Consider the following 22,514-nt stretch of genomic DNA (forward strand, 5'->3'; position numbering starts at 1 on the left):
GATGGCCGGTCTTGATAGATTGAGCACTGACACGATGGGTGCCCGGCACGGGACCCTCGAGCGTTTGACGGAGGAGAGACAGTGAGCAAGGAAACACTCGATCTGTGGTTCGACACGGCCTGCCCGTGGGCATGGATGACCTCACGCTGGGGACTCGAAGTGGCGAAGGTCCGCGACGTCGAGGTGAAGTTCCACCCGATGAGCCTGAACTTCCTCAATCGGGACAAGGACATTCCCGAGGACTACCGGGCACTGATGAACCGGGCCTTGGCCCCGATGCGCATCGTCACCGCCGCGATCGCCGAGCACGGTGAGGAGATTGCCGAACCTCTCTACACCGCGATCGGCACAAGGATCCACCCGGGCGGAGAGAAGGACTTCGAGAAGGCAGTGTCCGAGGCTCTGGCCGAACTTCAGCTGCCCGCCGACCTCATGAAGTACGGCGAGACCGATGACTACGACGCGCAGCTCCAGGCCTCCCACGACGAGGCTCTGAGCTTGGTCGGCGACGATGTCGGCACACCGATCTGCCGTGTCGCCGGAACCGCGTTCTTCGGTCCTGTCGTCACCCCCGCTCCGAAGGGAGAGGACGCCGGACGCCTCTTCGACGGAGTCCTCGCGGTCGCCTCGACGCCGGGATTCTTCGAACTCAAGCGCACACGTGACCAGGGCCCGAACTTCGACTGAGACTCAACGGTCCGCACAATCAGCGGACTCGATCGATCAACAGATCCCACCGAAAGGCAGACATATGAAGGTTCACCTCGGCACCGACCACGCCGGATTCGAATTCAAGGAGGTCCTCAAGTCCCATCTCGAGTCGGCCGGTCACGACGTCGTCGACCACGGCGCCCTTGAATATGACGCGCTCGATGACTACCCGGCCTTCTGCATCGCCGCGGCACAGGCCGTCGTCGATGATCAGGCCGCCGGTCAAGAAGCACTCGGAGTCGTGATCGGGGGATCGGGCAACGGCGAGCAGATGGCCGCCAACCTCGTCAAGGGTGCACGCACCGCTCTGGCTTGGAACCCGGAGATCTCGAAATTGGCCCGTCAGCACAACAACGCGCAGATCGTCGCCGTCGGTGCCCGCCAGCACCCGGAAGCCGATGCGATCGCGATCGTCGATGCATTCTTGGCCGAGCCGTTCTCCGGCGATGAGCGTCACGAACGTCGCATCGACATCATGGCGAAGTATGAGGAGCAGGGCCGGCAGGCTCTGTAAGAGGGAGAACACTGTGAAGATCCACGGCGCTGTTCTGCGCGAGATGCAGCGGCCTCGGCCATTTGCCCAGTCGCAGCCGATGTCGGTTGAGACCCTCGAACTCGATGAGCCGGGTCCCGGTGAGGTGCTCATTCGGATGACGGCGGCCGGGGTCTGCCACTCGGATCTCTCTGTCGTCGACGGCAACCGTCCCCGCCCGCTGCCGATGCTGCTCGGGCACGAAGGCGCGGGAGTCGTTGAGAAGCTCGGCGACGGCGTCGATGATCTCGAGATCGGCCAACAGGTCGTCACAGTGTTCCTGCCTCGCTGCGGGGAGTGCGCGAACTGCCGCACCGACGGAAAACTTCCGTGCACGCCTGGCAGTGCGACGAACGGAGCAGGGACCCTGCCGTTCGACGGACACAAGGTGCGTCTCCACGACGACACCGGCGCCGAGGTGCTCCACCACCTCGGTGCGTCCGTGTTCGCCACTCACGCAGTGGTCAACCGGGCATCCGTGGTTCCCGTCGACGACGATGTTCCCGCCTCCATCGCTGCGGTGCTCGGCTGCGCCGTGCTCACCGGCGGGGGAGCGGTGCTCAATGCGGGACGGCCGGGACCGGATGATGAGGTGATGATCGTCGGTCTCGGCGGAGTCGGAATGGCCGCACTCACCACGGCTCTGTCGATCGAGACGGCCGGAGTCATCGGCGTCGACGCGAACCCCGACAAGCTGGTGCGGGCGAAGGAACTCGGCGCCATCGAGGTCTACACCCCCGAACAGCTCGGGGAGCGGAAGGCTCCGATCGTCATCGAATGCGTCGGGCATGCTCGGGCCTTCGAGACCGCGTTCACGGCCACAGCCGTCGGCGGGACGACTGTGACGGTGGGGTTGCCCGCCCCGGACGCGCAGTCTCACATCACCCCGGTGACCCTGACAGCCGAGGCCCGGACCGTGATCGGCTCCTATCTGGGGTCGGCAGTGCCGAGTCGGGATATCCCCGTCTATGCCCAGTTATGGAGAGAAGGCAAGCTGCCCGTCGAGGAGCTCATCTCCGACACGATCAAGCTGAACGAGCTCAACGAGGCCTTCGACGCGCTCTCCGACGGGACGGTCGTCAGGCAGGTCATCGACTTCGAGGCGTGAGCCTCACCTGAGATGTCTCCTTTGGTACTACCTGACGGCGGCTGAGCAACCTAGCGCCAGGTATCTGGGCCGCCCTCAGGTAGTAATTGGGGGCCAGCGTATTTCGGCATGACGAAGCCGCCCGGACCGATCGGTCCGGGCGGCTGGAGTCTGTCGGGATGACAGGATTTGAACCTGCGACCCTCTGTTCCCAAAACAGATGCGCTACCAAGCTGCGCCACATCCCGCGACGGCTCCTATCTAACCACAGGCGGGTCGCGACGTGCACCTTGTGAATCGCGCAAACCCGTCAATGCGATGCACCTCACATTGAGATCGCAGGGGTGACACAGGTCACCGAATGTCGATTTGGCGCTCGAAGAAGTTCTCGACTATAGTCGAACTCGCAACACGGGGATGTAGCTCAATGGTAGAGCCTCAGTCTTCCAAACTGATGGTGCGGGTTCGATTCCCGTCATCCCCTCCACAAGCCGGTCTGACCTGATGGTCAGGCCGGTTTCTTCATTCCCGGACGGGTAAGATCCTCAGATGACCACAGTCGATCAGCCGCCGCAGAGCACGCCCTTGCGCGATGAGCGGGACACTGCGTCGGCGATCGCCCGGCCCAGCCGGCGAGCGATGCTCACCGGAGCGGTCGCCGGGATCGGTGCGATCGGTCTCGGTTCGGCGATCACCGCAGCCCTCGCCGAGGCGGCCCAACCGGATCCCGTCCGCTCGGTCACCGCCGCCTACACCGGATCTGGCCGGCGTGAGGCCCTCGACGCCGTCGCCGCGCGACGCCTGCCCGCACAGTCACGAGTCATGCCGGATCTGTCCGATCCGGGCCCGGCCCGGAGGCAGCGGGAATTCCTCGACAGCTGCGAATCGTGGCTGGGATCTCTGCCTGCCCATCGCCGCGACCTCGCTGTCTCCGCCCTGCTCGACCTGTGGGTCCTCAGCGACGAGCTGCCCGCGCCGGTCGCCGGATGGGCCGGTGCTTGGCGCTATGTCTGGCCGCGGGACACGGCCTTCTCTGCAGTGGCTCTGGCGCGGGTCGGGTTGTCGGAACTGTCATGGAGCCATCTGCGCTGCCTGCAGTCCGTACAAGCGGTCGACGGGTCGTTTGCCGCCCGCGTCGACCCGTCGACCGGACTGCCTCCGGACGATCGCGAGTCGCAGTTCGACTCCCTCGGTCTCGTCCTGTGGGCGATCTCCGAAGTGCATTCGGTCTCCAGGGCGACGGCCGCTCAGTTCGACCTCGGCGAGTTCGATGACCTTCTGCGACGGACCACCCGGCGTCTCTTCGACCTCACCGACCGCGGTCGCAGCCTGCCTCCGGTCGGCCCGGACTATTGGGAGGTCGGAGAATCCCAGGTCACCCTCGGCTTGGCCGGACCGACTCTGGTCGGGATGAACTCACTCACCGCACTGACGAAGGCGGATTCTGAACTGTGGGGCCGCCTCGGCGAGGATGCGGCAGCCGTTCTGCTCGCAGCGGATGATTTTCGTGCGACCTTCACTCGAACCTTCGGAGCCAATGGGATGCAGCGGTACCCCACCTCGGGCGGATCGGATTCGGCCATCGCCTACCTGCCTGCGGCCGGGCTCGTGCCGAATCGGTCAGAGGGGATCTACGCGCTCGAACCCGAGGTTCTCGCCGGCGTCTGGGACCACCTCGAGCAGCCGGCCGGAGGGATCAAGCCCGGACACGGCTGGATCATCGACCGCTCCAGCTGGACGCCGTCGACGTCGCTCATGGCGCTCGGCTTCGCGCGCCTCGGGATCAGCGACCGAGCCGAATCGATCCTCGATTGGCTGGCAGGGCACCGCACGAGCGCAGGGTCTCTGCCGGAGAAGATCAGCGGGGACGGCGATCCGGTCTCCGTGGCGCCACTGTCGTGGACTGCGGCCAACGTCATCATCACCCTCGACGAACTCTATGGGCACCGAGGTGGAGCGAGCTCGTGAAATCACCCCGGTTTCGCGTATCGGGCGGGGTTTCGCGTAACATAGGGGATTGCGTCTTGCGGACGTGCGCGAACTATTCGTGGACTTTCGCTCCCTCTAAGGTCACGAGATGACCGATCAGGCTGTGAGATGGCCGTTTGCGGTCACGAACCCGGATGATCAGGTCGGAGATGACCGAAAATGCATGACTGTCGAATTTGAAAGGTCACACTGTGAAGAGCTCCGTCGAGCAACTCGACCCCACCCGGGTCAAGATCAGCGTGGAAGTCCCATACGCCGAACTCAAACCGAGCGTCGACGAGGCATACAAGACCATCGGGGCCCAGGTCACCGTCCCCGGGTTCCGTAAGGGCAAGGTCCCCGCGCGCATCATCGATCAGCGCATCGGCCGTCCTGCTGTGATCCAGGAAGCCATCAACAACGGTCTTGACGACTTCTACCGCAACGCGGTCGAAGAGCACGACCTCAAGCCGATGGGCCAACCCGAGGTCGAGATCTCCGAGGTTCCCGGTCTCGACGGAACCGAAGACGGCGAACTCGGCTTCACCGTCGAGGTCGACGTGCGCCCCGAGGTCACGCTGCCTGCCTACGACACGATCAACATCGAGGTCGACCCCATCGAGGTCACCGACGCCGATGTGGATGCGGAGCTCGAGCAGCTGCGTACCCGCTTCGGAACCCTCGTCGCCGTCGATCGCCCCGCGGCCAAGGACGACTTCGTGACTCTCGACCTCGTCGCCACCATCGGCGACGAAGAGATCGACACCGCCTCCGACATCTCCTACCAGGTCGGCGCCGGAACGATGCTCGAAGGCATGGACGAAGCGCTCGACGGGCTCTCCGCCGGAGAGACCACGACCTTCGAGACCACCTTCGCAGGTGGCGAGCACGCCGGCGAACAGGGCACTGTGAAGATCACCCTGGGCGCTGTGAAGGAACGCGAACTTCCCGAGGCCGACGACGACTTCGCTCAGCTGGCCAGCGAGTTCGACACGATCGACGAACTGCGGGAGGACCTGCGCGTCCAGGCCGGCAAGGCCAAGGAAACTGAGCAGGGCGTCCAGGCACGGGACAAGGTCCTCGAACACCTCATCGAGACCCTCGACGTTCCGGTCCCGGCCAAGATCGTCACCGACGAGGTCGAGCGTCACCTCGAGTCCGAGAACCGTTCGGACGACGACGAACATCGCAAGGAGGTCACCGAGGAGACCGAGCGCAACCTGCGCACGCAGTTCATCCTCGATGCGGTCTCCGAAGCCGAGAACGTCGAGGTCAGCCAGCCCGAACTCATCGAGTACCTGATCTCCGCTTCGCAGCAGTACGGAATGAACCCCAACGAGTTCGCCCAGATGCTCGACAGCTCCGGCCAGGTCAATGCGCTTGTCGGCGAGGTCTCGCGCCGCAAGGCCCTGGCCGCTGTCCTCGCCGGTGCCACGGTCAAGGACACCGCCGGAAACGTCGTCGACATGGAGGCCTTCACCTCCGCCGGGGACGACGCCGAGGAAGCCGGCGCCGAGGATGCCGACGCGACTGCGCAGAGCGCGGAAGCCGCGGACGAAGCACCTGCAGAGGCCGCCGAAGAGAACTGAGGACGAGCCGCCTCGGCGGTGGAATCCTGATGAGACGGTGGGTACGGATCACGATCCGTACCCACCGTCTTCGCATCTGCGCAGGTCCCGATCACGCTGAGGGCGAACACAGGCCTCGCCGCGGACTAAAACCCGGGGGAGAGCGGTTAGAGTCCATAACAAGCCATCCACAGAACACAGGAGTGAAACGTGAGCGCATACGACATGACAGCGCCCGTCGGCCTCGACGCCGGTGGGGGAATGGGTCTGGACGACCACATCTTCAATCGTCTTCTCAAAGAGCGCATCATCTGGCTCGGTTCGGAAGTGCGTGACGACAACGCCAACGCCATCTGCGCGCAGATGATGCTGCTGGCCGCCGAAGATCCCGAAGCGGACATCTCGCTCTACATCAACTCGCCCGGCGGCTCCGTCACCGCCGGAATGGCCATCTACGACACGATGCAGTACATCAAGCCCGATGTCTCCACCGTGGCCATGGGCATGGCCGCGTCGATGGGACAGTTCCTGCTCTCCTCGGGCACCCCGGGCAAGCGCTACGCCACCCCGCACGCCCGCATCCTCATGCACCAGCCGCTGGGCGGCATCGGCGGCACGGCCACCGACATCAAGATCCAGGCCGAACTGATCCTGCACATGAAGAAGCAGATGGCCGAACTGACTGCTCAGCAGACCGGGAAGTCGCTCGAGCAGATCCTCCAGGACAACGACCGCGACCACTGGTTCACCGCCGAAGAGGCGCTCGAATACGGATTCATCGACAAGATGGTCACCCGCGCGTCCGACGTCGAGAACAACTGAGCAGGAGTGAGGGAAGAATGAATTCAATGAACTTTATGCCGGGTTCGACGGCGTCGAACATGCCGCAGTCGCGTTATGTCATGCCGCAGTTCGAAGAGCGCACACCCTATGGCTTCAAGCGCCAGGATCCCTACACGAAGCTCTTCGACGACCGCGTCGTATTCCTCGGCGCACAGGTCGATGACACCTCCGCCGACGATGTCATGGCTCAGCTGCTCGTCCTCGAATCGCAGGATCCTGACCGCGACATCACTCTGTACATCAACTCGCCGGGTGGGTCGTTCACGGCGATGACGGCCATCTACGACACGATGCAGTACATCAAGCCGGAGATCCAGACCGTCTGCCTCGGTCAGGCCGCCTCCGCAGCTGCCGTGCTGCTGGCCGCCGGCACTCCCGGCAAGCGTCTGGCCCTGCCGAACGCGCGAGTGCTCATTCACCAGCCCGCGATGCAGGGGCAGGGACAGGGTCAGGCCTCTGACCTCGAGATCCAGGCCGCTGAAGTGCTGCGGATGCGCGAATGGCTCGAGGGAACTCTGGCCAAGCACTCGAACAAGGAGGCCGCACAGGTCTCGAACGACATCGAACGCGACCTCTTCCTCACGGCCGAGCAGGCCAAGGACTACGGTCTCGTCGACCAGGTGCTCTCTTCGCGCAAGAACGCGAGCTGATCACCTGTCGGAGGACAGGGAGACACTGAGAACGGGTTCGTGCGATTGCGATCGGCGGACCCGTTCTCGGTTCCTTCCGCCGACACACCGAGTCGTGGCTGGGGGCTCGTGTCAGCCACGTATGGGAAGCTATTGAGGTACAGGAAACACGAGCGGTAGAGTTGGGGCCAAGCGTCCTGGCGAAAGGTTGTGACAGTGGCTCGCAGTGCGGACGGAGCAGACCTGCTCAAATGCAACTTCTGTGGGAAGTCTCAGAAGCAGGTTCGGAAACTCATCGCCGGACCTGGTGTTTACATCTGCGATGAATGCATCGGATTGTGCAATGAGATCATCGAAGAGGAGCTCAGCGAATCCAGTCCGGAGCAGGCCGAACTCGAGTTGCCCAAACCTCGTGAGATCTTCGACTTCCTCCAGGAGTACGTCGTCGGTCAGGAACCGGCGAAGAAGGCACTGTCGGTAGCCGTCTACAACCACTACAAGCGCATCCGTTCGCTGCAGTCCGGTGACGAGAAGACCCTCGGCTCCAGCGAGTCCGAGGTTGAGATCGCGAAGTCGAATATTCTGCTCGTCGGTCCCACCGGCTCGGGAAAGACCTACCTCGCCCAGTCGCTGGCCAAACGCCTCAATGTCCCATTCGCGGTCGCCGATGCCACCGCGCTGACCGAAGCCGGCTACGTCGGCGAAGACGTCGAGAACATCCTGCTCAAACTCATTCAGGCCGCGGATTTCGATATCCAGCGTGCCGAGCACGGAATCATCTATATCGACGAGATCGATAAGATCGCTCGCAAGTCGGAGAACCCGTCGATCACCCGTGACGTGTCAGGTGAGGGCGTGCAGCAGGCACTGCTGAAGATCCTCGAAGGCACCCAGGCGTCGGTGCCGCCGCAGGGCGGGCGCAAACACCCGCACCAGGACTTCCTGCAGATCGACACGACCAATGTGCTCTTCATCGTCGCCGGCGCTTTCGCCGGGATGGAGGAGATCGTCGCCGGCCGCAAGGGCAAGCACGGAATCGGCTTCGGCGCCCTGCTGCAGTCGAAGAACGACGAAGAGGACCTCTACGCGGACATCCTTCCCGAAGATCTGCTCAAGTTCGGCCTCATCCCGGAGTTCATCGGCCGCCTGCCGGTGCTGGCCACCGTGTCCAACCTCGACCGGGCAGCGCTGATGTCGATCCTCACGGAACCGAAGAACGCCCTGGTCAAGCAGTACCAGCGGATGTTCGAGTTCGACAATGTCTCCCTGACATTCGAGACCGAGGCACTTGAGGCGATCGCCGATCTCGCTCTGCTGCGCGGCACGGGCGCTCGTGGCCTGCGCTCGATCATGGAAGAGGTCCTGCAGCCGGTCATGTTCGATGTGCCTTCACGCGAAGACATCGCCGAGGTGGTCGTGACCAAGGACGTCGTCGAATCCAATGTCGCCCCGACCCTCGTGCCGAAGTCACGGAACAGGACGAATAAGAAGTCTGCCTGAGTCTCTTTTCGCATGAGACTCCTGGCCGACACACGCCCACTGCGCTACGCGTCGTTCCGACGACTGTGGGTGGCCAATATCGTCACCGTCATCGGTGCGCAGATGACTGTTGTGGCGATCCCCGCACAGATCTTCCATATCACCGGGTCGTCCGGGTATGTCGGGCTCGCCGGTGCGTTCGGGCTGATTCCTCTTATCGTCTTCGGACTGTGGGGCGGATCGTTGGCCGATGTCATCGATCGACGCAGACTGCTCGTGATCTCGACGGTCGGTCTGATCGTCACGAGCGCGATACTTGCCCTCATCGCGGTGCTCAGCATCGACAATGTCTGGCTGCTGCTGTCGGTGTTTTCGATGCAGCAGGCATTCTTCGCACTCAACCAGCCGGCTCGGGGAGCTCTGCTGCCGTCGATCATCCCGCTCGGCCTGCTGCCCGCGGCGAACTCGCTGAACATGACTGTGATGACATTGGGCGCCGTCGTCGGCCCTGTCGTCGGCGGAGCGCTGATCCCTCTGTTCGGGTACCAGCTGCTCTACGTCATCGACGCCGTGTTCCTGTTCGCTACGCTCTACGCAGTGATGCGACTGCCGTCGCTGCCGCCGCAGAAACAGCTCGATACTCGGTCGGGGTTCAAAGGCATCGTCGACGGGTTCCGGTATCTGCGGACGAACACCGTCGTCATGGTCTCTCTGCTGGTGGACATCATTGCGATGGTCTTCGGAATGCCACGGGCCCTGTTCCCGCAGATCGCCGCGGAGACCTTCGACGGTCCGCCTGAGGGCGGCATCGTCTTCTCGCTGCTCTTCGCCGCGCTGGCCGGCGGAAGTGCATTGGCCGGGATCTTCTCGGGGTGGGTCTCACGTGTGGAGCGCCAGGGACTGGCCGTCATCGTCGCCATCGTCGTCTGGGGTGCGGCAATGACGGTGTTCGGACTGTCCCTTGAGCTGGCGGCTGGGTTCTGGCTGACCGCACTCGTCGTCGCATTGGCTGCGATGGCGGTCGGCGGAGGAGCCGATATCGTCTCCGGCGCTTTTCGGCAGACGATGCTCCAGGAAGCCGCAACCGATGCGATGCGCGGTCGGATGCAGGGAGTGTTCATCGTCGTCGTCGCCGGCGGACCTCGTATCGCGGACGTCCTCCACGGCTCCGTTGCTGCAGTCACAGACACCACGGTCGCCTCGGCGGGTGGCGGCATCGCCGTCATCGTTCTCGTGCTCGCCTGTGCGGTGGCCTTTCCGACCTTCCGGAAATACCGGGTCGAACGCGGCGGGCACGAGCACACTGTCCCCACTGCCTGATCCATCAAGCAGACCTTACGTTCGACCGTACTCCTGCTACGAGTCGTCCCCGAATCTGCGCGAGTCGTCGTCCCGGAGGGACTGCTCCATTCCGGCCAGTATTCCCGGTCACCCCGGACCCGTGCGCTTGAACGCCTGACGCCCCAGCGGAGAGTCGACGTCGAGCCCCGAATGAGCCAAGCGGACTCGGTTTCTCCGACATGTCAGGATAGCCCGACTCTTCTGCGCTTTCGGGTATTGTCGCGCAGCTTGCCGCGTACCACTCACACCGGATTGCAAGAGCCATGACGCTCCAGTACTTTCGCATCTCTCAGTGCTGCTCTCGCTCTACCGCGTTGGTGTCTTAACGCCCCGGTGCTGGTGCATCCCTCTCCCGTCCTGTCGAAACACCGTTGTGCACCAAGGCGTTGAGTCACGACGGGTGAGGGGCGCCCGATGCGAGAACATGGGGAGATGCGCGGGGGAGACGACGACACCCCCGACTCGCTGCCGAAGCTGCAGGTCGGGGGTGCGTCAGCGTGGTGATGCTGCGGACGGCCGCCAGGTGCGTCAGCTGGTGGTGGCCGAGTAGACGGCGTTCTCTGCGGGCTGGACGACGACGAAGCCGGGGCCGTGGAATGCCAGCTGCACGGACTCACCGGAGCCGCGACCGAAGAATGTGCCGACGCTGACGTCGGTCTTGATCTGCGGGGCCAGCGCCGAGGACCAGCAGACGGCGGCCTGCGGGTCGACGAAGGTCGGCTGCTGCGAGCAGTCGAGGACCATGGGTTCACCCTTGCAGCAGATGGCGGCAGTGCCCTGTCCGGCAAGTTCGAGGTTGAACAGTCCCGAACCGCTGACCATCGCACCGACACCGCCCTTGATGCGTTTGATCTCCCAGCTGAGCGCGTCGTCGAAGGCGAGCAGATTCGCGGTGTTGACGGTCAGTGCGTCCTGCGGACCTTCGAGCGCCATCATGAAGATGTTCGAGGCCTCCCTGGCGAAGAACACTTCTCCGTGTCCCTCGACGCGCATGACGTTCCCGCCCTCGCCGGTGGCTGCCTTCTTCATGAACTGGCCGACCGACTTCGACCCCTGGTGGGTGAAGCGGACATCGCCCTGATAGGCGACCATCGCGCCCTTGGTGGCGATCATCGGAGCGTTCGGTGTGACCACCGAACGCAGCATCTTGTTCGACTGGAGCGTCCACCGCTCTTGATTCTGGACCTCGGCGTTGCGCTTGGAAAAGAGTTCGCTTCTCACGGTTCTGGGGACCTTTCGTTCAGGGAGGACTTCGGTGTTTCTTCAGTGGTCGATAACCATAGTACGGCGGAGAGAACGCAGACCCCGGTCATTTCGTGTATCCGTTCCGGAACATGAACAGAGCCCCACGGCATCCACTGCTCCGACGCTGCGGAGGAACGAATGTCGCGGGGCTCTGCGGGACCAGTTCGGGTCTCAGTTCAGCCGGTGGGGCCGGAAGCTGCTTCTTCTGGCAGTCAGGGCCGGCTGGTGTTCGGCTCAGTCCTGGTCGACGAAGTCGATCGAGGCAATGGTGATCTCATCGCCGGCTTCCTCGGTGCTCAGGGACTTGATACGGCCCGCCGCCGTGAGGTCGCCTTCTGCCGCCGTGATCGCGGAGACGACGGCGGCCGGCGCCTGAATGGTCACGGAAGCGACCTCGGTCTTCTGCGACACCTTGGCCTCGGTCTTCGTGCGGCGGATCTCGGTCAGTGCGGCTGCCACCGAGGCTAGCAGCTCGGGATCGACGGACGATTCCGGATGGCTCAGCACCTCATCTGCCGGCCACGGCGCACGGTGGACCGAACCGGTGCGCCACCAGGACCAGACCTCTTCGGTGACGAACGGAGTGAACGGAGCGAACAGACGCAGCAGGACATCCAGAGCAGTGGCCAAGGTGACGTGCGCCGACAGCTGATCGTCAGATCCCGATGAGCCGTAGGAACGGTCCTTGACGAGCTCGACATAGTCATCGGTGAACTCCCAGAAGAAGCTCTCGGTCACACGCAGTGCATGAGCATAGTCGTAAGCGGCCATATGCTTCCCGGCCTGCTCGACGACCTCGGCAAGCTTTGCCAGCAGGGCCCGATCGAGATCGTGGGTGACGGCGCCGAGCTGACCGATGAGACCGGCATGCACACCCTGTGCCAGAGCGAACTTCGAGGCGTTGAGCAGCTTCATCGCCAGCCGGCGGCCGATCTGCATCTGTGTGACGTCATAAGCGGTGTCCGCACCGAGTTTCGCGCTGGCCGCCCAGTAGCGGACCGCGTCAGGACCGAATCCCGGCTTCGCCTCGCCGAGGATGTCCGACGGAACCACGACATTGCCCTTGGACTTCGACATCTTCTTCCGGTCCGGATCGAGGATCCACCCCGACAGGCCGGCGTGCTTCCACGGTGCCGCATCGTTGAGCGAGTTCGCCCGGACCACGGTGGAGAACAGCCAAGTGCGGATGATGTCGTGTCCCTGCGGACGCAGGTCGAAGGGGAAGACCTTGTCGAAGAACTCCTCGTCACGCGACCAGCCGCCGAGCAGCTGCGGCGTCAGCGACGACGTCGCCCAGGTGTCGAGGACATCCGGGTCTGCGGTGAACCCGCCGGGCACATCACGCTGGTCGTCGGTGAAGCCGGCGGGAGCCTCGGCGATGGGGTCGCACGGAAGCGACTCGGGCACGATCGGATCATCATAATCGGGCTGACCATCAGCGTCGAGGCGGTACCACAGCGGAATCGGGACACCGAAGAACCGCTGCCGGGAGACCAGCCAGTCGCCGTTGAGGTTCTCCACCCAGTTCTCGTAGCGGGAGCGCATGTACGCCGGATGCCACTCGATCTCGCGACCGCGGGCGATGAGCGCATCCCGCAGCTCGGCCGACCGCCCGCCGTTGCGGATGTACCACTGACGGCTGGTGACGACCTCGAGCGGTTTGTCGCCCTTTTCGTAGAACGGGACCGGATGCGTGATCGGCTCGATCTCACCGATGAGGTCACCGGAGTCGATGAGCATCTGCGCAATGTCCTTGCGCGCAGAGAACGTCGTCTTTCCTGCCAGCGCCTCATAGTTGGCCACAGCATCGGACTTCGGCGAGTTCGCGATCCACTCGGGCACCTCGAGGTTGAGGCGGCCGCCTCGGTTGATCACCGCGCGGGTCGGCAGATCGAGTTCACGCCACCACGTGACGTCGGTGAGGTCGCCGAAGGTGCAGACCATGGCGATGCCGGTGCCCTTATCGGACTTCGCAAGCTCATGGGCGCGGATCTCGACGCTGACACCGAAGAGCGGCGAAACGACATTCGTGCCGAACAGGGAGGCGTAGCGTTCGTCATCGGGATGGGCGACGAGCGCCACGACCGAAGGAATGAGCTCCGGACGCGAGGTGAGGATGATGATCGGTTCCGCCGAGGTGTCGGCCAGGCCATCAGCGCCCTCGGGGAAGAACTTCACCTTGTGGTACGCGCCTTCGCGCTCACGATCCTCGAGTTCGGCCTGAGCCACAGCAGTGCCGAAGGTGACGTCCCACATGGTCGGTGCGTCCTGCGAATAGGCATGCCCGTTCTTCAGATCGGTGAGGAAGGCTCGCTGGCTCACCGCACGCGAATCGTCATCGATCGTGCGGTATGTGTACTTCCAATCAACGGACAGTCCGGTGGAGCGGAAGAGGTCTTCGAACACCTTCTCGTCCTCGGCGGAGAGCTTCTCGCACAGTTCGATGAAGTTCTGGCGAGAGACCTTGACGAAGTCGCGCGAATTCTTCGGTGCCTTCTCCGGCGGCTGGAAGTCCGGGTAGTAGGACTGGCCGGGATCGCAGGTGACTCCGTAGTAGTTCTGCACGCGACGTTCGGTCGGCAGGCCGTTGTCGTCCCAGCCGAGGGGATAGAACACGTTCTTGCCGGTCATCCGCTGATAGCGGGCGATGATGTCGGTCTGGGTGTAGGAGAACACGTGTCCGACATGCAGCGACCCCGAGGCGGTCGGCGGGGGAGTGTCGATCGAGTAGACCTGCTCGCGATCGGTGTCGACGTCGAAGGCGTAGACATTCTGCTCGCTCCACGCGGCGTCCCATTTGTCCCGCAGCCCCTCGAGGGCCGGCTTGTCAGGAAGGTTCACTGACTCGTGCGTCGAGTCCGAAAAGGCAGGTGTGTTCATAATTGCTGATTTTCTCACCCGGTTCGCGATCGGCCAAACCGGTTCGCGCCAGTGGCCGCGCGAAGCCCGACCGGAGCTCGAGTGCAGCACTCGCGCCCCGGCCGCCCCAGTCCGACGGCGTGGGACGGCTCACACCCTGAAGGCGCAGTGAGTCGCCTGCGCCGCGGGCAATGACATCATGGACACATGGCGCCCTTGGACCGAATTCCGACAGAGAATCCGCCGCCCACGTCGACCGCGTGGATGAATCCGGCACGTGCGATCGCGATCATCGCCGTCGTAGCCATCCATTCCCTGGGCACCGTCGTCGAAGAGAACTTCGCGAGTATGGGACCCGACTGGTGGCTGGCCAACACCATCGACTCCGCCTGCCGGTGGTCGGTGCCCGTGTTCATCATGATCTCCGGGGCTCTGGCCCTCGACCCCGACCGGGGCAGCAAACCGCGCAGGTTCCTGTCCAAACGTGTCTGGCGAATCGGCATCCCCCTCGTGTTCTGGACAGTCGTGTACGTTCTGTTCCGCCGCTACTACCTGCAGCCCGACGATGACACCTGGAACCCGGGCATCGCGATCCTCACCGGATCGCCCTTCGTCCAGCTCTACTTCCTCTACGTCCTTGCCGGTCTGACCCTGCTCACCCCGTTCTTCCGCCTGCTGAGCGTCCATGGCTCCCGCCGTCTGCAGTGGGGGACCGGTCTGATCTTCCTCGGCATCGGCATGACCGACCAGTGGGTGTCGATGGTCTTCGACGTCGGCGAAGCCAATATCGCCACCAGGTTCCTGCCGATGGCCGGTTTCTACATCCTCGGCTGGGTGCTGCGCGATATCGTGCTCTCGGTCAGGGGTGCAGTCCTGGCGTGGGTCAGCCTCATCATCGCGGTCGCCGGAACCGCGGTCTGGGCAGGTCTGGGTCCCGGTGAGAAGCCGTGGATGTTCCCGTATGAATACCTCGCCCCCGGAGTCGTCCTCGCCTCCATGGCCGCCTACCTCCTCCTGCATTTCCATCTGCGCGAAGGCTTCGGATTGCTGCACCGGTTCTACCCGTATTCCTTCGGTGTGTTCCTCCTCCATCCGCTCCTGCTCTACCCTGTCCGAAATGCCATGGGCCTGCCTGACACCGTGCCAGGCGTCCTCCTCCACGCCGTGATCATGCCGATCGCCTATGCGATCATCTGCGCCGCAGTCACCTGGGTGGCAGTGAAGATCCCCGGCTTCCGTGCCGTCTTCGGCGAAGGCGGGCCCCGCAACCCGCACACCCGACCGAGCGTGAAGAAACTCCGACCGGGCGCGAAGGGTGCCCCACCTGCCGCGTCGACGACCCCGGAAGAAACGACGCCACCCGAGCCGGCCGGGAGTGGCCCTTTCGAGACCGATCTCGGCTCAGAAGACACCGCACGCGGCCGAGAGCCGACTCCGTAGACTGAGATGCGAACAGGAAACCCCGCTTCCGGGATCCAGACTCAAACCCGCCGACAGACCCGACAGAGGAGAACACAGATGGAAAAGCTCAGAGCAGTAGTCACAGGAGCCAGTTCCGGAATCGGTGCGGCCACGGTCCGACAGCTGCGCGAGCAGGGCTGGGACGTCGTCGCCGTGGCTCGCCGTGAGGACAAGCTCAAGGCCCTCGCCGAGGAGACCGGAGCCGACTACATCGTCGCCGACCTCACCGATGACGCCGCCGTGGTGTCCATGGCCGAACAGGTGCTCGCCGGCGGAGCCGTCCATTCCCTCGTGGCCAATGCCGGCGCCGCATTCGGAACCGACACCGTCGCCGAGGCATCGGTCGACGGGTGGCGGGACATGTTCGACATCAACGTCCTCGGCGTCCTGCGCGTCGTCAAAGCACTGCTGCCGGCTCTCATCGATTCCGGCCGCGGAGACATCGTCGTCATGTCCTCAACCGCCGGCCATCAGGCCTATGAAGGCGGCGGTGGCTACGTCGCTGCGAAGCACGGCACCCACTCGATGGCAGCGACCCTGCGCCTCGAGCTCGCCGGCGAACCCGTGCGCGTCATCGAGATCGCACCAGGAATGGTCGCCACCGACGAGTTCACCGTCAAACGCGTCGGCGGTGATGAGACGAAGGCCGCGAAGGTCTACGAAGGCGTCGAGAACCCGCTGACCGCGGACGACGTCGCCGACGCCGTCGTCTACACCCTCACCCGGCCCCACCACTTCAACGTCGATCTCATGGTCATCCGACCGATCGCCCAGGCCGCTCAGCATAAGGTCGCACGCAACCGGGGGCTGTGAGCACCCACGGCTCCAGCCCGGGGCCGCCTCGGCGAGGGAGATCCCCGCGCCGCCGAGTGGTCTCGGGCGGAGTCGACGGTATACGATTGTCTTGTGTCGATCCGGCTATCACCGGGGAGCATCCGGAAGAACGGAACCAGCGTTCGAAACGCCGCGTTCTCAGTAGACCCGGACGGGTGGACCCGTCATCGTCTGAGTGAATGAGCGATCCGCTGACCGATCTGAACCGGTCGGACTGCGGATAAGCGAGGTGGTACCGCGGCAGACTGTCGTCCTCGTGACAGTGACCGCAGTGACCCAGAAGGACGCTCATGACTCAGCCTCTCTATCCCAAGGTTTCGACCTCGACCTTCGGACTCTCGTCGTCCCCGAACTTCCCTGCCATCGAAGACGCTGTGCTGCGCTACTGGCAGGAGGACGACACCTTCAAGGCGTCGATCGCCCAGCGCGATGCCGGCGAGAACGGCGAGAACGAATTCGTCTTCTACGACGGACCTCCCTTCGCCAACGGCCTGCCCCACTACGGTCACCTGCTCACCGGCTACGTCAAGGACGTCGTCCCGCGCTTCCAGACGATGCGCGGCAAGAAGGTCGACCGCCGCTTCGGCTGGGACACCCACGGCCTGCCGGCCGAACTCGAAGCCGAACGCCAGTTGGGCATCACCGACAAATCCGAGATCGGTCGCATGGGACTGGCCGCATTCAACGACGCCTGCCGCTCCTCGGTGCTGCGCTACACCCAGGAATGGGAAGAATATGTGACCCGTCAGGGCCGGTGGGTCGACTTCGACAACGACTACAAGACTCTCAACGTCGAATACATGGAAAGCGTCATCTGGGCGTTCAAGCAGCTCTGGGACAAAGGCCTCGTCTACGAGGGCTACCGCGTGCTTCCGTACTGCTGGAAGGACGAGACACCGCTGTCGAACCATGAGCTGCGCATGGACGACGACGTGTACAAGATGCGTCAGGATCCGGCCGTGACCCTCGGATACAGACTCAAGGACTCCGACGAGTGGGTCCTCATCTGGACGACGACCCCGTGGACGGTTCCGTCGAACCAGGCCGTGGCCGTCAACCCGGAGATCCCGCTCGTCGCAGTGATCCCCGGTGAAGACGGAGCCGAAGAGCTTCAGGGCAAGACCCTCATCCTCGCCGAGGCGCGCCTGGGAGCCTATGCTCGTGAACTCGGTGCCGAACCGCAGGTTGTGCGCACCTTCCCCGGCAGCGAACTCGTCGGCGCCTCCTACGAACCTCCGTTCCCGTACTTCGAAGGCCGTCAGGAGGAGTTCGGCGAGAACATGCACACGATCCTGGCCGCGGACTTCGTCACCGTCGAAGACGGCACCGGAATCGTCCACCAGTCACCCGCCTTCGGTGAAGAGGACAAGGAACTCACCGACTCCTACGGAATCACCGCCGCCCGTCCCGTCGACGACGCCGGTCGCTTCGATACGACCGTTCCCGACTACGCCGGCCAGCAGGTCTTCGACGCCAACAAGGCGATAATCAAAGACCTGCGCAACCACACGGGTCCGATGGAATCGCGGGGTGCTCTGCTGGTCCGCCACGAATCCTACGAGCACTCCTACCCGCACTGCTGGCGCTGCCGGAATCCGCTGATCTACCGTGCGGTGTCCTCCTGGTTCGTCCGCGTCACCGAGTTCAAGGACCGCATGGTCGAACTCAACGAGCAGATCAACTGGGTGCCCGACAACGTCAAGCACGGACAGTTCGGCAAATGGCTCGAGAACGCCCGCGACTGGTCGATCTCGCGCAACCGCTTCTGGGGCTCGCCGATCCCCGTGTGGATCTCCTCCGACCCGGCCTACCCGCGCACGGACGTCTACGGTTCCCTGGCCGAGATCGAAGCCGACTTCGGACGTCTGCCGCGCAACGACTCCGGAGACGTCGACCTCCACCGCCCGTGGGTCGATGACCTCACCCGTCCGAACCCGGACGACCCGACGGGTCAGTCGGTGATGCAGCGCATCCCGGAGATCTTCGACGTCTGGTTCGACTCCGGCTCGATGAGCTACGCCCAGGTGCACTATCCGTTCGAGAACTCCGATTGGTTCGACAACCACTTCCCGGCCGACTTCATCGTCGAATACGTGGGACAGACACGCGGCTGGTTCTACCTGCTGCACGTTCTGGCCACAGCGATCTTCGACCGACCCGCATTCACGAACTGCATCTCCCACGGCATCGTGCTCGGTTCCGACGGGCAGAAGATGTCGAAGTCCCTGCGCAACTACCCCGATGTCAACGAGGTCTTCAACCGCGACGGCTCGGATGCCATGCGCTGGTTCCTCATGGCTTCGTCCATCCTGCGCGGCGGCAACCTCGTTGTCACCGAACAGGGCATCCGCGACGGTGTCCGCCAGGTCGTGCTCCCGCTGTGGAACACATGGCAGTTCTTCGCCACCTACTCCAACGCGGCCGACGGCCCGGCGGGGGAGAAGACCGGCTACCAGGCACAGTCCCGCTACGACTCGTCCCAGGTCCTCGACCGGTACCTCCTGGCCAAGACGCACGACCTCATCACCGAGTTCGCCGAGGTGATGGAGGGCCTCGATATCTGGACGGCATGCGAACTCGTGCGCAACTACCTCGACATGCTCACGAACTGGTATGTGCGTCGTTCGCGTCGCCGGTTCTGGGACGGCGGCACCGACACGCATGAGTCCTTCGACGTGTTCTATACCTGCCTGGAGGCATTCTGCCGTGTGGCCGCACCCCTGCTGCCGTTCACGGTCGAAGAGATCTATCGCGGACTGACCGGGCAGCGGTCGGTGCACCTGGCCGACTACCCGGATGCCGAGGCATTCCCTGCCGACGCCGACCTCGTCGCGGCGATGGACCTCACCCGCGATATCTGCTCAACGGCCTCCTCGGTGCGCAAGGCCAACCAGCTGCGGGTGCGCCTGCCGCTGTCGCAGCTGACCGTCGCCACCGACACGGACCTGAGCTCCGACTTCACCGAGATCATCGCCGATGAGCTCAATGTGCGTACCGTCGAGGTCCTCGACGTCGCCGAGGCGGAGGCCGCCGGATTCTCCCTGTCGCAGAATCTCGTCGTCAACGCCCGTGCCGCCGGACCCCGTCTGGGCAAACAGGTCCAGCAGGTCATCAAGGCTTCGAAGTCCGGCGACTGGTCCGTCACCGACGGCACCGTCGTCAGCGGTGGAATCGAACTCGTCGACGGCGAGTACACCCTCGAATCCGTGGCCGAATCCGGTACCGAGGGCATGGAGCTCGCGGCACTCGACTCCGGCTTCCTCGCCCTCGACACGCGGGTCACACCCGAGCTCGAGGCCGAAGGCATGGCACGAGATGCCGTGCGCGCCATCCAGGGCATCCGCAAGCAGCTCGATCTCGATATCTCCGACCGGATCGCCGTCACCATCGAAGCCGGCACCGAGGTGGTCGCCGCGCTCGAGCCTCACGTCGACCTCATCGCCGGTGAGACCCTGACGACCACTCTGGACTTCGGCCCGGTCGACGCCGATGCCGAGGTCTTCAGCCCCGAAGAGCTCCCCGGCGGCACCCGTCTGGCGGTGAAGCGGGCATGACCGAGGACAACACCCCGATCGACGGGCCCCTCCCGGACGAGGACCCCACCTCCGACGTGGAACCGCAGAGCGTGGACGAAGAAGCTTCGGAGGCTCCGCCCGAACCGGTCGTCGATGAGGCCACTCGGGCCGAGCTCGCCCGGGTCTATGCCCTGCTGCTGGCGCGGGCGGGGGAGACGCAGGTCGAGCTGCGCCTCGACGCGACTCGGCGGGCGTGTGAGATCCTCGGCGATATCCACACTGCGGCCCCGACGATCACGATCACGGGCACGAATGGGAAGACGTCGACGGCACGGATGATCGATTCGCTCATCACCGCTCATGAGCTCCGGGTCGGCCGGTTCACCAGTCCGCACCTGCATTCGGTGACCGAACGGATCTCCGTGGACGGCGCCCCCGTGTCCGCTCACACCTTCGTGCGCATCTATGACGAGATCGCCCCGTACCTCGAGATCGTCGATGCCCAGCTCGAATCCGAAGGACGCGCGAAGCTCACCTACTTCGAGGCGCTGACCGTTCTGGCCTTCGCCGTGTTCGCCGATGCTCCGGTCGATGTGGTCGTCACCGAGGTCGGCATGGGCGGACAATGGGATTCGACGAACGTCGCCGATGCCCAGGTGTGCGTGTTCACGAAGATCGGTCTCGATCATCAGGCGTTCCTCGGCGACACCATCGAGGAGATCGCCGCCACCAAGGCTGGGATCCTCGATCGCAGCGTCGAGGACAGCCCGGCTCCCGAACCTGTTGCCGTGTCTGCTGTCCAGGACGAGGCCGCCCAGGCGGTCCTCGACGAGGAAGCTGCCCGCCGTGAGGTTCCGCTGGCCGCTGAGGAGCGGGACTTCCGTCTCCTCGACCGGCAGCGGGCCGTCGACGGTCAGCTCATCACGGTCCAGGGCCGCAGAGACGTCTATTCCGACCTGTTCCTGCCGCTGCACGGAATTCACCAGGCCCACAATGCCGCGGTCGCGATCGTCGCAGCCGAGGCCTTCCTGGGAGCCGAAGACAAGCCGCTCAATCAGGAGACGGTGGCCGAGGGGCTGGCCCGCGTGACGTCACCGGGCCGCGCGGAACTCCTGCGCACGGGACCGAGCGTCGTCGTCGACGGCGCCCATAACCCGGATGCCGCGCATGTGCTGGCCGAGACCCTCGACGAGGCGTTCGACTTCGACTATGTCGTCATCGTGCTGGCGATGCTGGCGGACAAGGACAGCGACGGTGTCATCGAAGAGCTTCATCGCAGCGCAGATGTGTTCGTCGTCAGCGAGAATCTCAACTCCCGTGCGCTGCCGGCAGGCGACCTCGCCGAGGCGGCGCGGGAATGGGTCGACGAGGATTCCGTCATCGTCGCCTCCGATCTCAATGCCGCTCTGATGAAAGCCATCGACCTGGCCAACAGCGTCGATGCGAAGAGTCCGGGAATCGTCGTCACCGGCTCCATCTACACAGTGGCCGAAGCGCGCCTGCTGCTCGGACGTGGGGAGGAGGGATGAAATCGAAGTACCCCGTGCTCTGCGGATCGATCCTCATCTGCGAGCTCGTCGTCGTCTACTTCGCCGTGCTCACGACCTTCGGCCTGTCGGTGAAGTCAGCGCAGACCCTGACCCTGGCGCAGCTGCTCATCGGCGCCTCGGTCATTGCAGTGCTGGCCATCATCGCCGTCATCCTGCTGCCGCGGCGGATCGGTGAGAAGCGTCCCGGTGTCATCATCGGCTGGGTCGTGCAGGGGCTGCTGCTGGCCTCCGGCTTCGTTCTCACCTCGATGTTCTTCGTCGCAGCGCTGTTCATCGCTCTGTGGGCCGTGGCCGTGTACTGGTCGGCTCGCATCGATCGTGAGGTCGCCGCGCGCGGCTGAACTGTGAGAACGCCGAGGCGGGAGCGCCTCGGTGCCCGGGTAGACTGTGGACCGACGTCCACACGACATTGGAAGGACCGGAATGGAACGTACGCTCATCCTCATCAAGCCCGACGGAGTCGCTCGCGGACTCGTCGGACAGATCGTGGCCCGAATCGAAGCCAAGGGCTATGCGATCGACGCCTTGGATCTCCGTTCGGCCACCGCCGCCGAACTGGCAGCCCATTACGCCGAGCACGAAGGCAAACCCTTCTACCAGCCGCTGGTCGACTTCATGTCCGAAGGGCCGATCGTCTCGATCATCGCCTCCGGACAGGGCGTCATCCCCGGCTTCCGGTCCCTGGCCGGCGCCACCGACCCGACGGCAGCAGCCCCCGGCACGATCCGCGGCGATCTCGGTCGCGACTGGGGTGAGAAGGTGCAGAAGAACCTCGTCCACGGATCCGATTCCACCGAATCGGCCGAACGCGAGATCGGAATCTGGTACCCGGCCGAAGGCTGATGACAGGCAGAAGACCGCACGCGGCCGACGTCTGAGCCGAGCCGGTCGA

The 22,514-nt window shown here is 64.2% G+C and carries 17 protein-coding genes and 2 tRNA genes; 16 read left to right on the forward strand and 3 right to left on the reverse strand.

Annotated features, from left to right (window positions below; translation table 11 throughout):
* The first annotated feature begins 81 nt into the window (after window positions 1–81).
* From HIM68_RS02160 to HIM68_RS02170, 3 genes are all read left to right on the forward strand, one after another.
* Window positions 82–687, forward strand: coding sequence for a disulfide bond formation protein DsbA (locus tag HIM68_RS02160; RefSeq protein ID WP_139467006.1), 606 nt, complete (start codon window positions 82–84; stop codon window positions 685–687).
* A 64-nt stretch (window positions 688–751) separates the two neighbouring features.
* On the forward strand, window positions 752–1,225 hold the full coding sequence (locus tag HIM68_RS02165; RefSeq protein ID WP_172169241.1) for a ribose-5-phosphate isomerase: 474 nt from the start codon (window positions 752–754) through the stop codon (window positions 1,223–1,225).
* A 13-nt stretch (window positions 1,226–1,238) separates the two neighbouring features.
* The gene (locus tag HIM68_RS02170; RefSeq protein ID WP_172169244.1) at window positions 1,239–2,351 is read left to right on the forward strand and encodes an alcohol dehydrogenase catalytic domain-containing protein; all 1,113 of its coding nucleotides are present in this window, start codon (window positions 1,239–1,241) and stop codon (window positions 2,349–2,351) included.
* Window positions 2,352–2,504: 153 nt separating this feature from the next.
* Here HIM68_RS02170 and HIM68_RS02175 read toward each other — a convergent pair.
* Window positions 2,505–2,578, reverse strand: a tRNA-Pro gene (locus tag HIM68_RS02175).
* Window positions 2,579–2,743: 165 nt separating this feature from the next.
* On the opposite strand from HIM68_RS02175, the gene HIM68_RS02180 reads away from it, so the two are divergent.
* The 7 genes from HIM68_RS02180 to HIM68_RS02210 all read left to right on the forward strand — a co-directional run bounded on the left by HIM68_RS02180 (window position 2,744) and on the right by HIM68_RS02210 (window position 10,137).
* Window positions 2,744–2,817, forward strand: a tRNA-Gly gene (locus HIM68_RS02180).
* A 62-nt stretch (window positions 2,818–2,879) separates the two neighbouring features.
* Window positions 2,880–4,298 carry a hypothetical protein gene (locus tag HIM68_RS02185; RefSeq protein ID WP_253903688.1) on the forward strand — a complete coding sequence of 473 codons (1,419 nt, stop codon included), beginning with the start codon at window positions 2,880–2,882 and terminating at the stop codon, window positions 4,296–4,298.
* Window positions 4,299–4,510: 212 nt separating this feature from the next.
* Window positions 4,511–5,887: a trigger factor gene (tig, locus tag HIM68_RS02190; protein ID WP_172169247.1), complete on the forward strand. Its 1,377-nt coding sequence runs from the start codon at window positions 4,511–4,513 to the stop codon at window positions 5,885–5,887.
* Between the two features lie 204 nt (window positions 5,888–6,091).
* Complete coding sequence (locus HIM68_RS02195) at window positions 6,092–6,688, forward strand: ATP-dependent Clp protease proteolytic subunit (RefSeq protein WP_101545567.1); 597 nt, start codon at window positions 6,092–6,094, stop codon at window positions 6,686–6,688.
* A gap of 26 nt (window positions 6,689–6,714) precedes the next feature.
* Entirely contained in the window at window positions 6,715–7,359 is a 645-nt protein-coding gene (locus HIM68_RS02200; RefSeq protein WP_139467010.1) for an ATP-dependent Clp protease proteolytic subunit, read from the forward strand.
* Window positions 7,360–7,554: 195 nt separating this feature from the next.
* Complete coding sequence (gene clpX, locus HIM68_RS02205; RefSeq protein ID WP_139467011.1) at window positions 7,555–8,838, forward strand: ATP-dependent Clp protease ATP-binding subunit ClpX; 1,284 nt, start codon at window positions 7,555–7,557, stop codon at window positions 8,836–8,838.
* Between the two features lie 12 nt (window positions 8,839–8,850).
* Window positions 8,851–10,137: an MFS transporter gene (locus tag HIM68_RS02210; RefSeq protein ID WP_172169250.1), complete on the forward strand. Its 1,287-nt coding sequence runs from the start codon at window positions 8,851–8,853 to the stop codon at window positions 10,135–10,137.
* Between the two features lie 549 nt (window positions 10,138–10,686).
* Here HIM68_RS02210 and HIM68_RS02215 read toward each other — a convergent pair.
* Window positions 10,687–11,379 (reverse strand): AIM24 family protein, encoded by a 693-nt coding sequence (locus HIM68_RS02215; protein WP_139467014.1) that lies wholly within the window; start codon window positions 11,377–11,379, stop codon window positions 10,687–10,689.
* A 258-nt stretch (window positions 11,380–11,637) separates the two neighbouring features.
* Window positions 11,638–14,283, reverse strand: a complete 2,646-nt coding sequence (gene valS, locus HIM68_RS02220; RefSeq protein ID WP_172169253.1) for a valine--tRNA ligase — start codon at window positions 14,281–14,283, stop codon at window positions 11,638–11,640.
* 186 nt (window positions 14,284–14,469) lie between these two features.
* Between valS and HIM68_RS02225 the strand changes: the two genes are divergently transcribed.
* The 6 genes from HIM68_RS02225 to ndk all read left to right on the forward strand — a co-directional run bounded on the left by HIM68_RS02225 (window position 14,470) and on the right by ndk (window position 22,465).
* Window positions 14,470–15,702, forward strand: a complete 1,233-nt coding sequence (locus HIM68_RS02225; protein ID WP_139907952.1) for an acyltransferase — start codon at window positions 14,470–14,472, stop codon at window positions 15,700–15,702.
* A 78-nt stretch (window positions 15,703–15,780) separates the two neighbouring features.
* Window positions 15,781–16,536: an SDR family oxidoreductase gene (locus HIM68_RS02230; protein ID WP_139467019.1), complete on the forward strand. Its 756-nt coding sequence runs from the start codon at window positions 15,781–15,783 to the stop codon at window positions 16,534–16,536.
* A gap of 311 nt (window positions 16,537–16,847) precedes the next feature.
* Window positions 16,848–20,111 (forward strand): isoleucine--tRNA ligase, encoded by a 3,264-nt coding sequence (gene ileS / locus HIM68_RS02235; RefSeq protein WP_172169256.1) that lies wholly within the window; start codon window positions 16,848–16,850, stop codon window positions 20,109–20,111.
* Window positions 20,108–21,601 (forward strand): folylpolyglutamate synthase/dihydrofolate synthase family protein, encoded by a 1,494-nt coding sequence (locus tag HIM68_RS02240; RefSeq protein ID WP_172169259.1) that lies wholly within the window; start codon window positions 20,108–20,110, stop codon window positions 21,599–21,601. Before ileS ends, HIM68_RS02240 begins: the two co-directional genes overlap by 4 nt.
* Window positions 21,598–21,963 (forward strand): DUF4233 domain-containing protein, encoded by a 366-nt coding sequence (locus tag HIM68_RS02245; RefSeq protein WP_139467025.1) that lies wholly within the window; start codon window positions 21,598–21,600, stop codon window positions 21,961–21,963. Before HIM68_RS02240 ends, HIM68_RS02245 begins: the two co-directional genes overlap by 4 nt.
* 82 nt (window positions 21,964–22,045) lie before the next feature.
* Window positions 22,046–22,465 (forward strand): nucleoside-diphosphate kinase, encoded by a 420-nt coding sequence (gene ndk, locus HIM68_RS02250; RefSeq protein WP_039210750.1) that lies wholly within the window; start codon window positions 22,046–22,048, stop codon window positions 22,463–22,465.
* The last annotated feature ends 49 nt before the right edge of the window (window positions 22,466–22,514 follow it).

It is taken from the genome of Brevibacterium sp. CT2-23B (assembly GCF_013168765.1).
Classification (GTDB): Bacteria; Actinomycetota; Actinomycetes; order Actinomycetales; family Brevibacteriaceae; genus Brevibacterium; species Brevibacterium sediminis.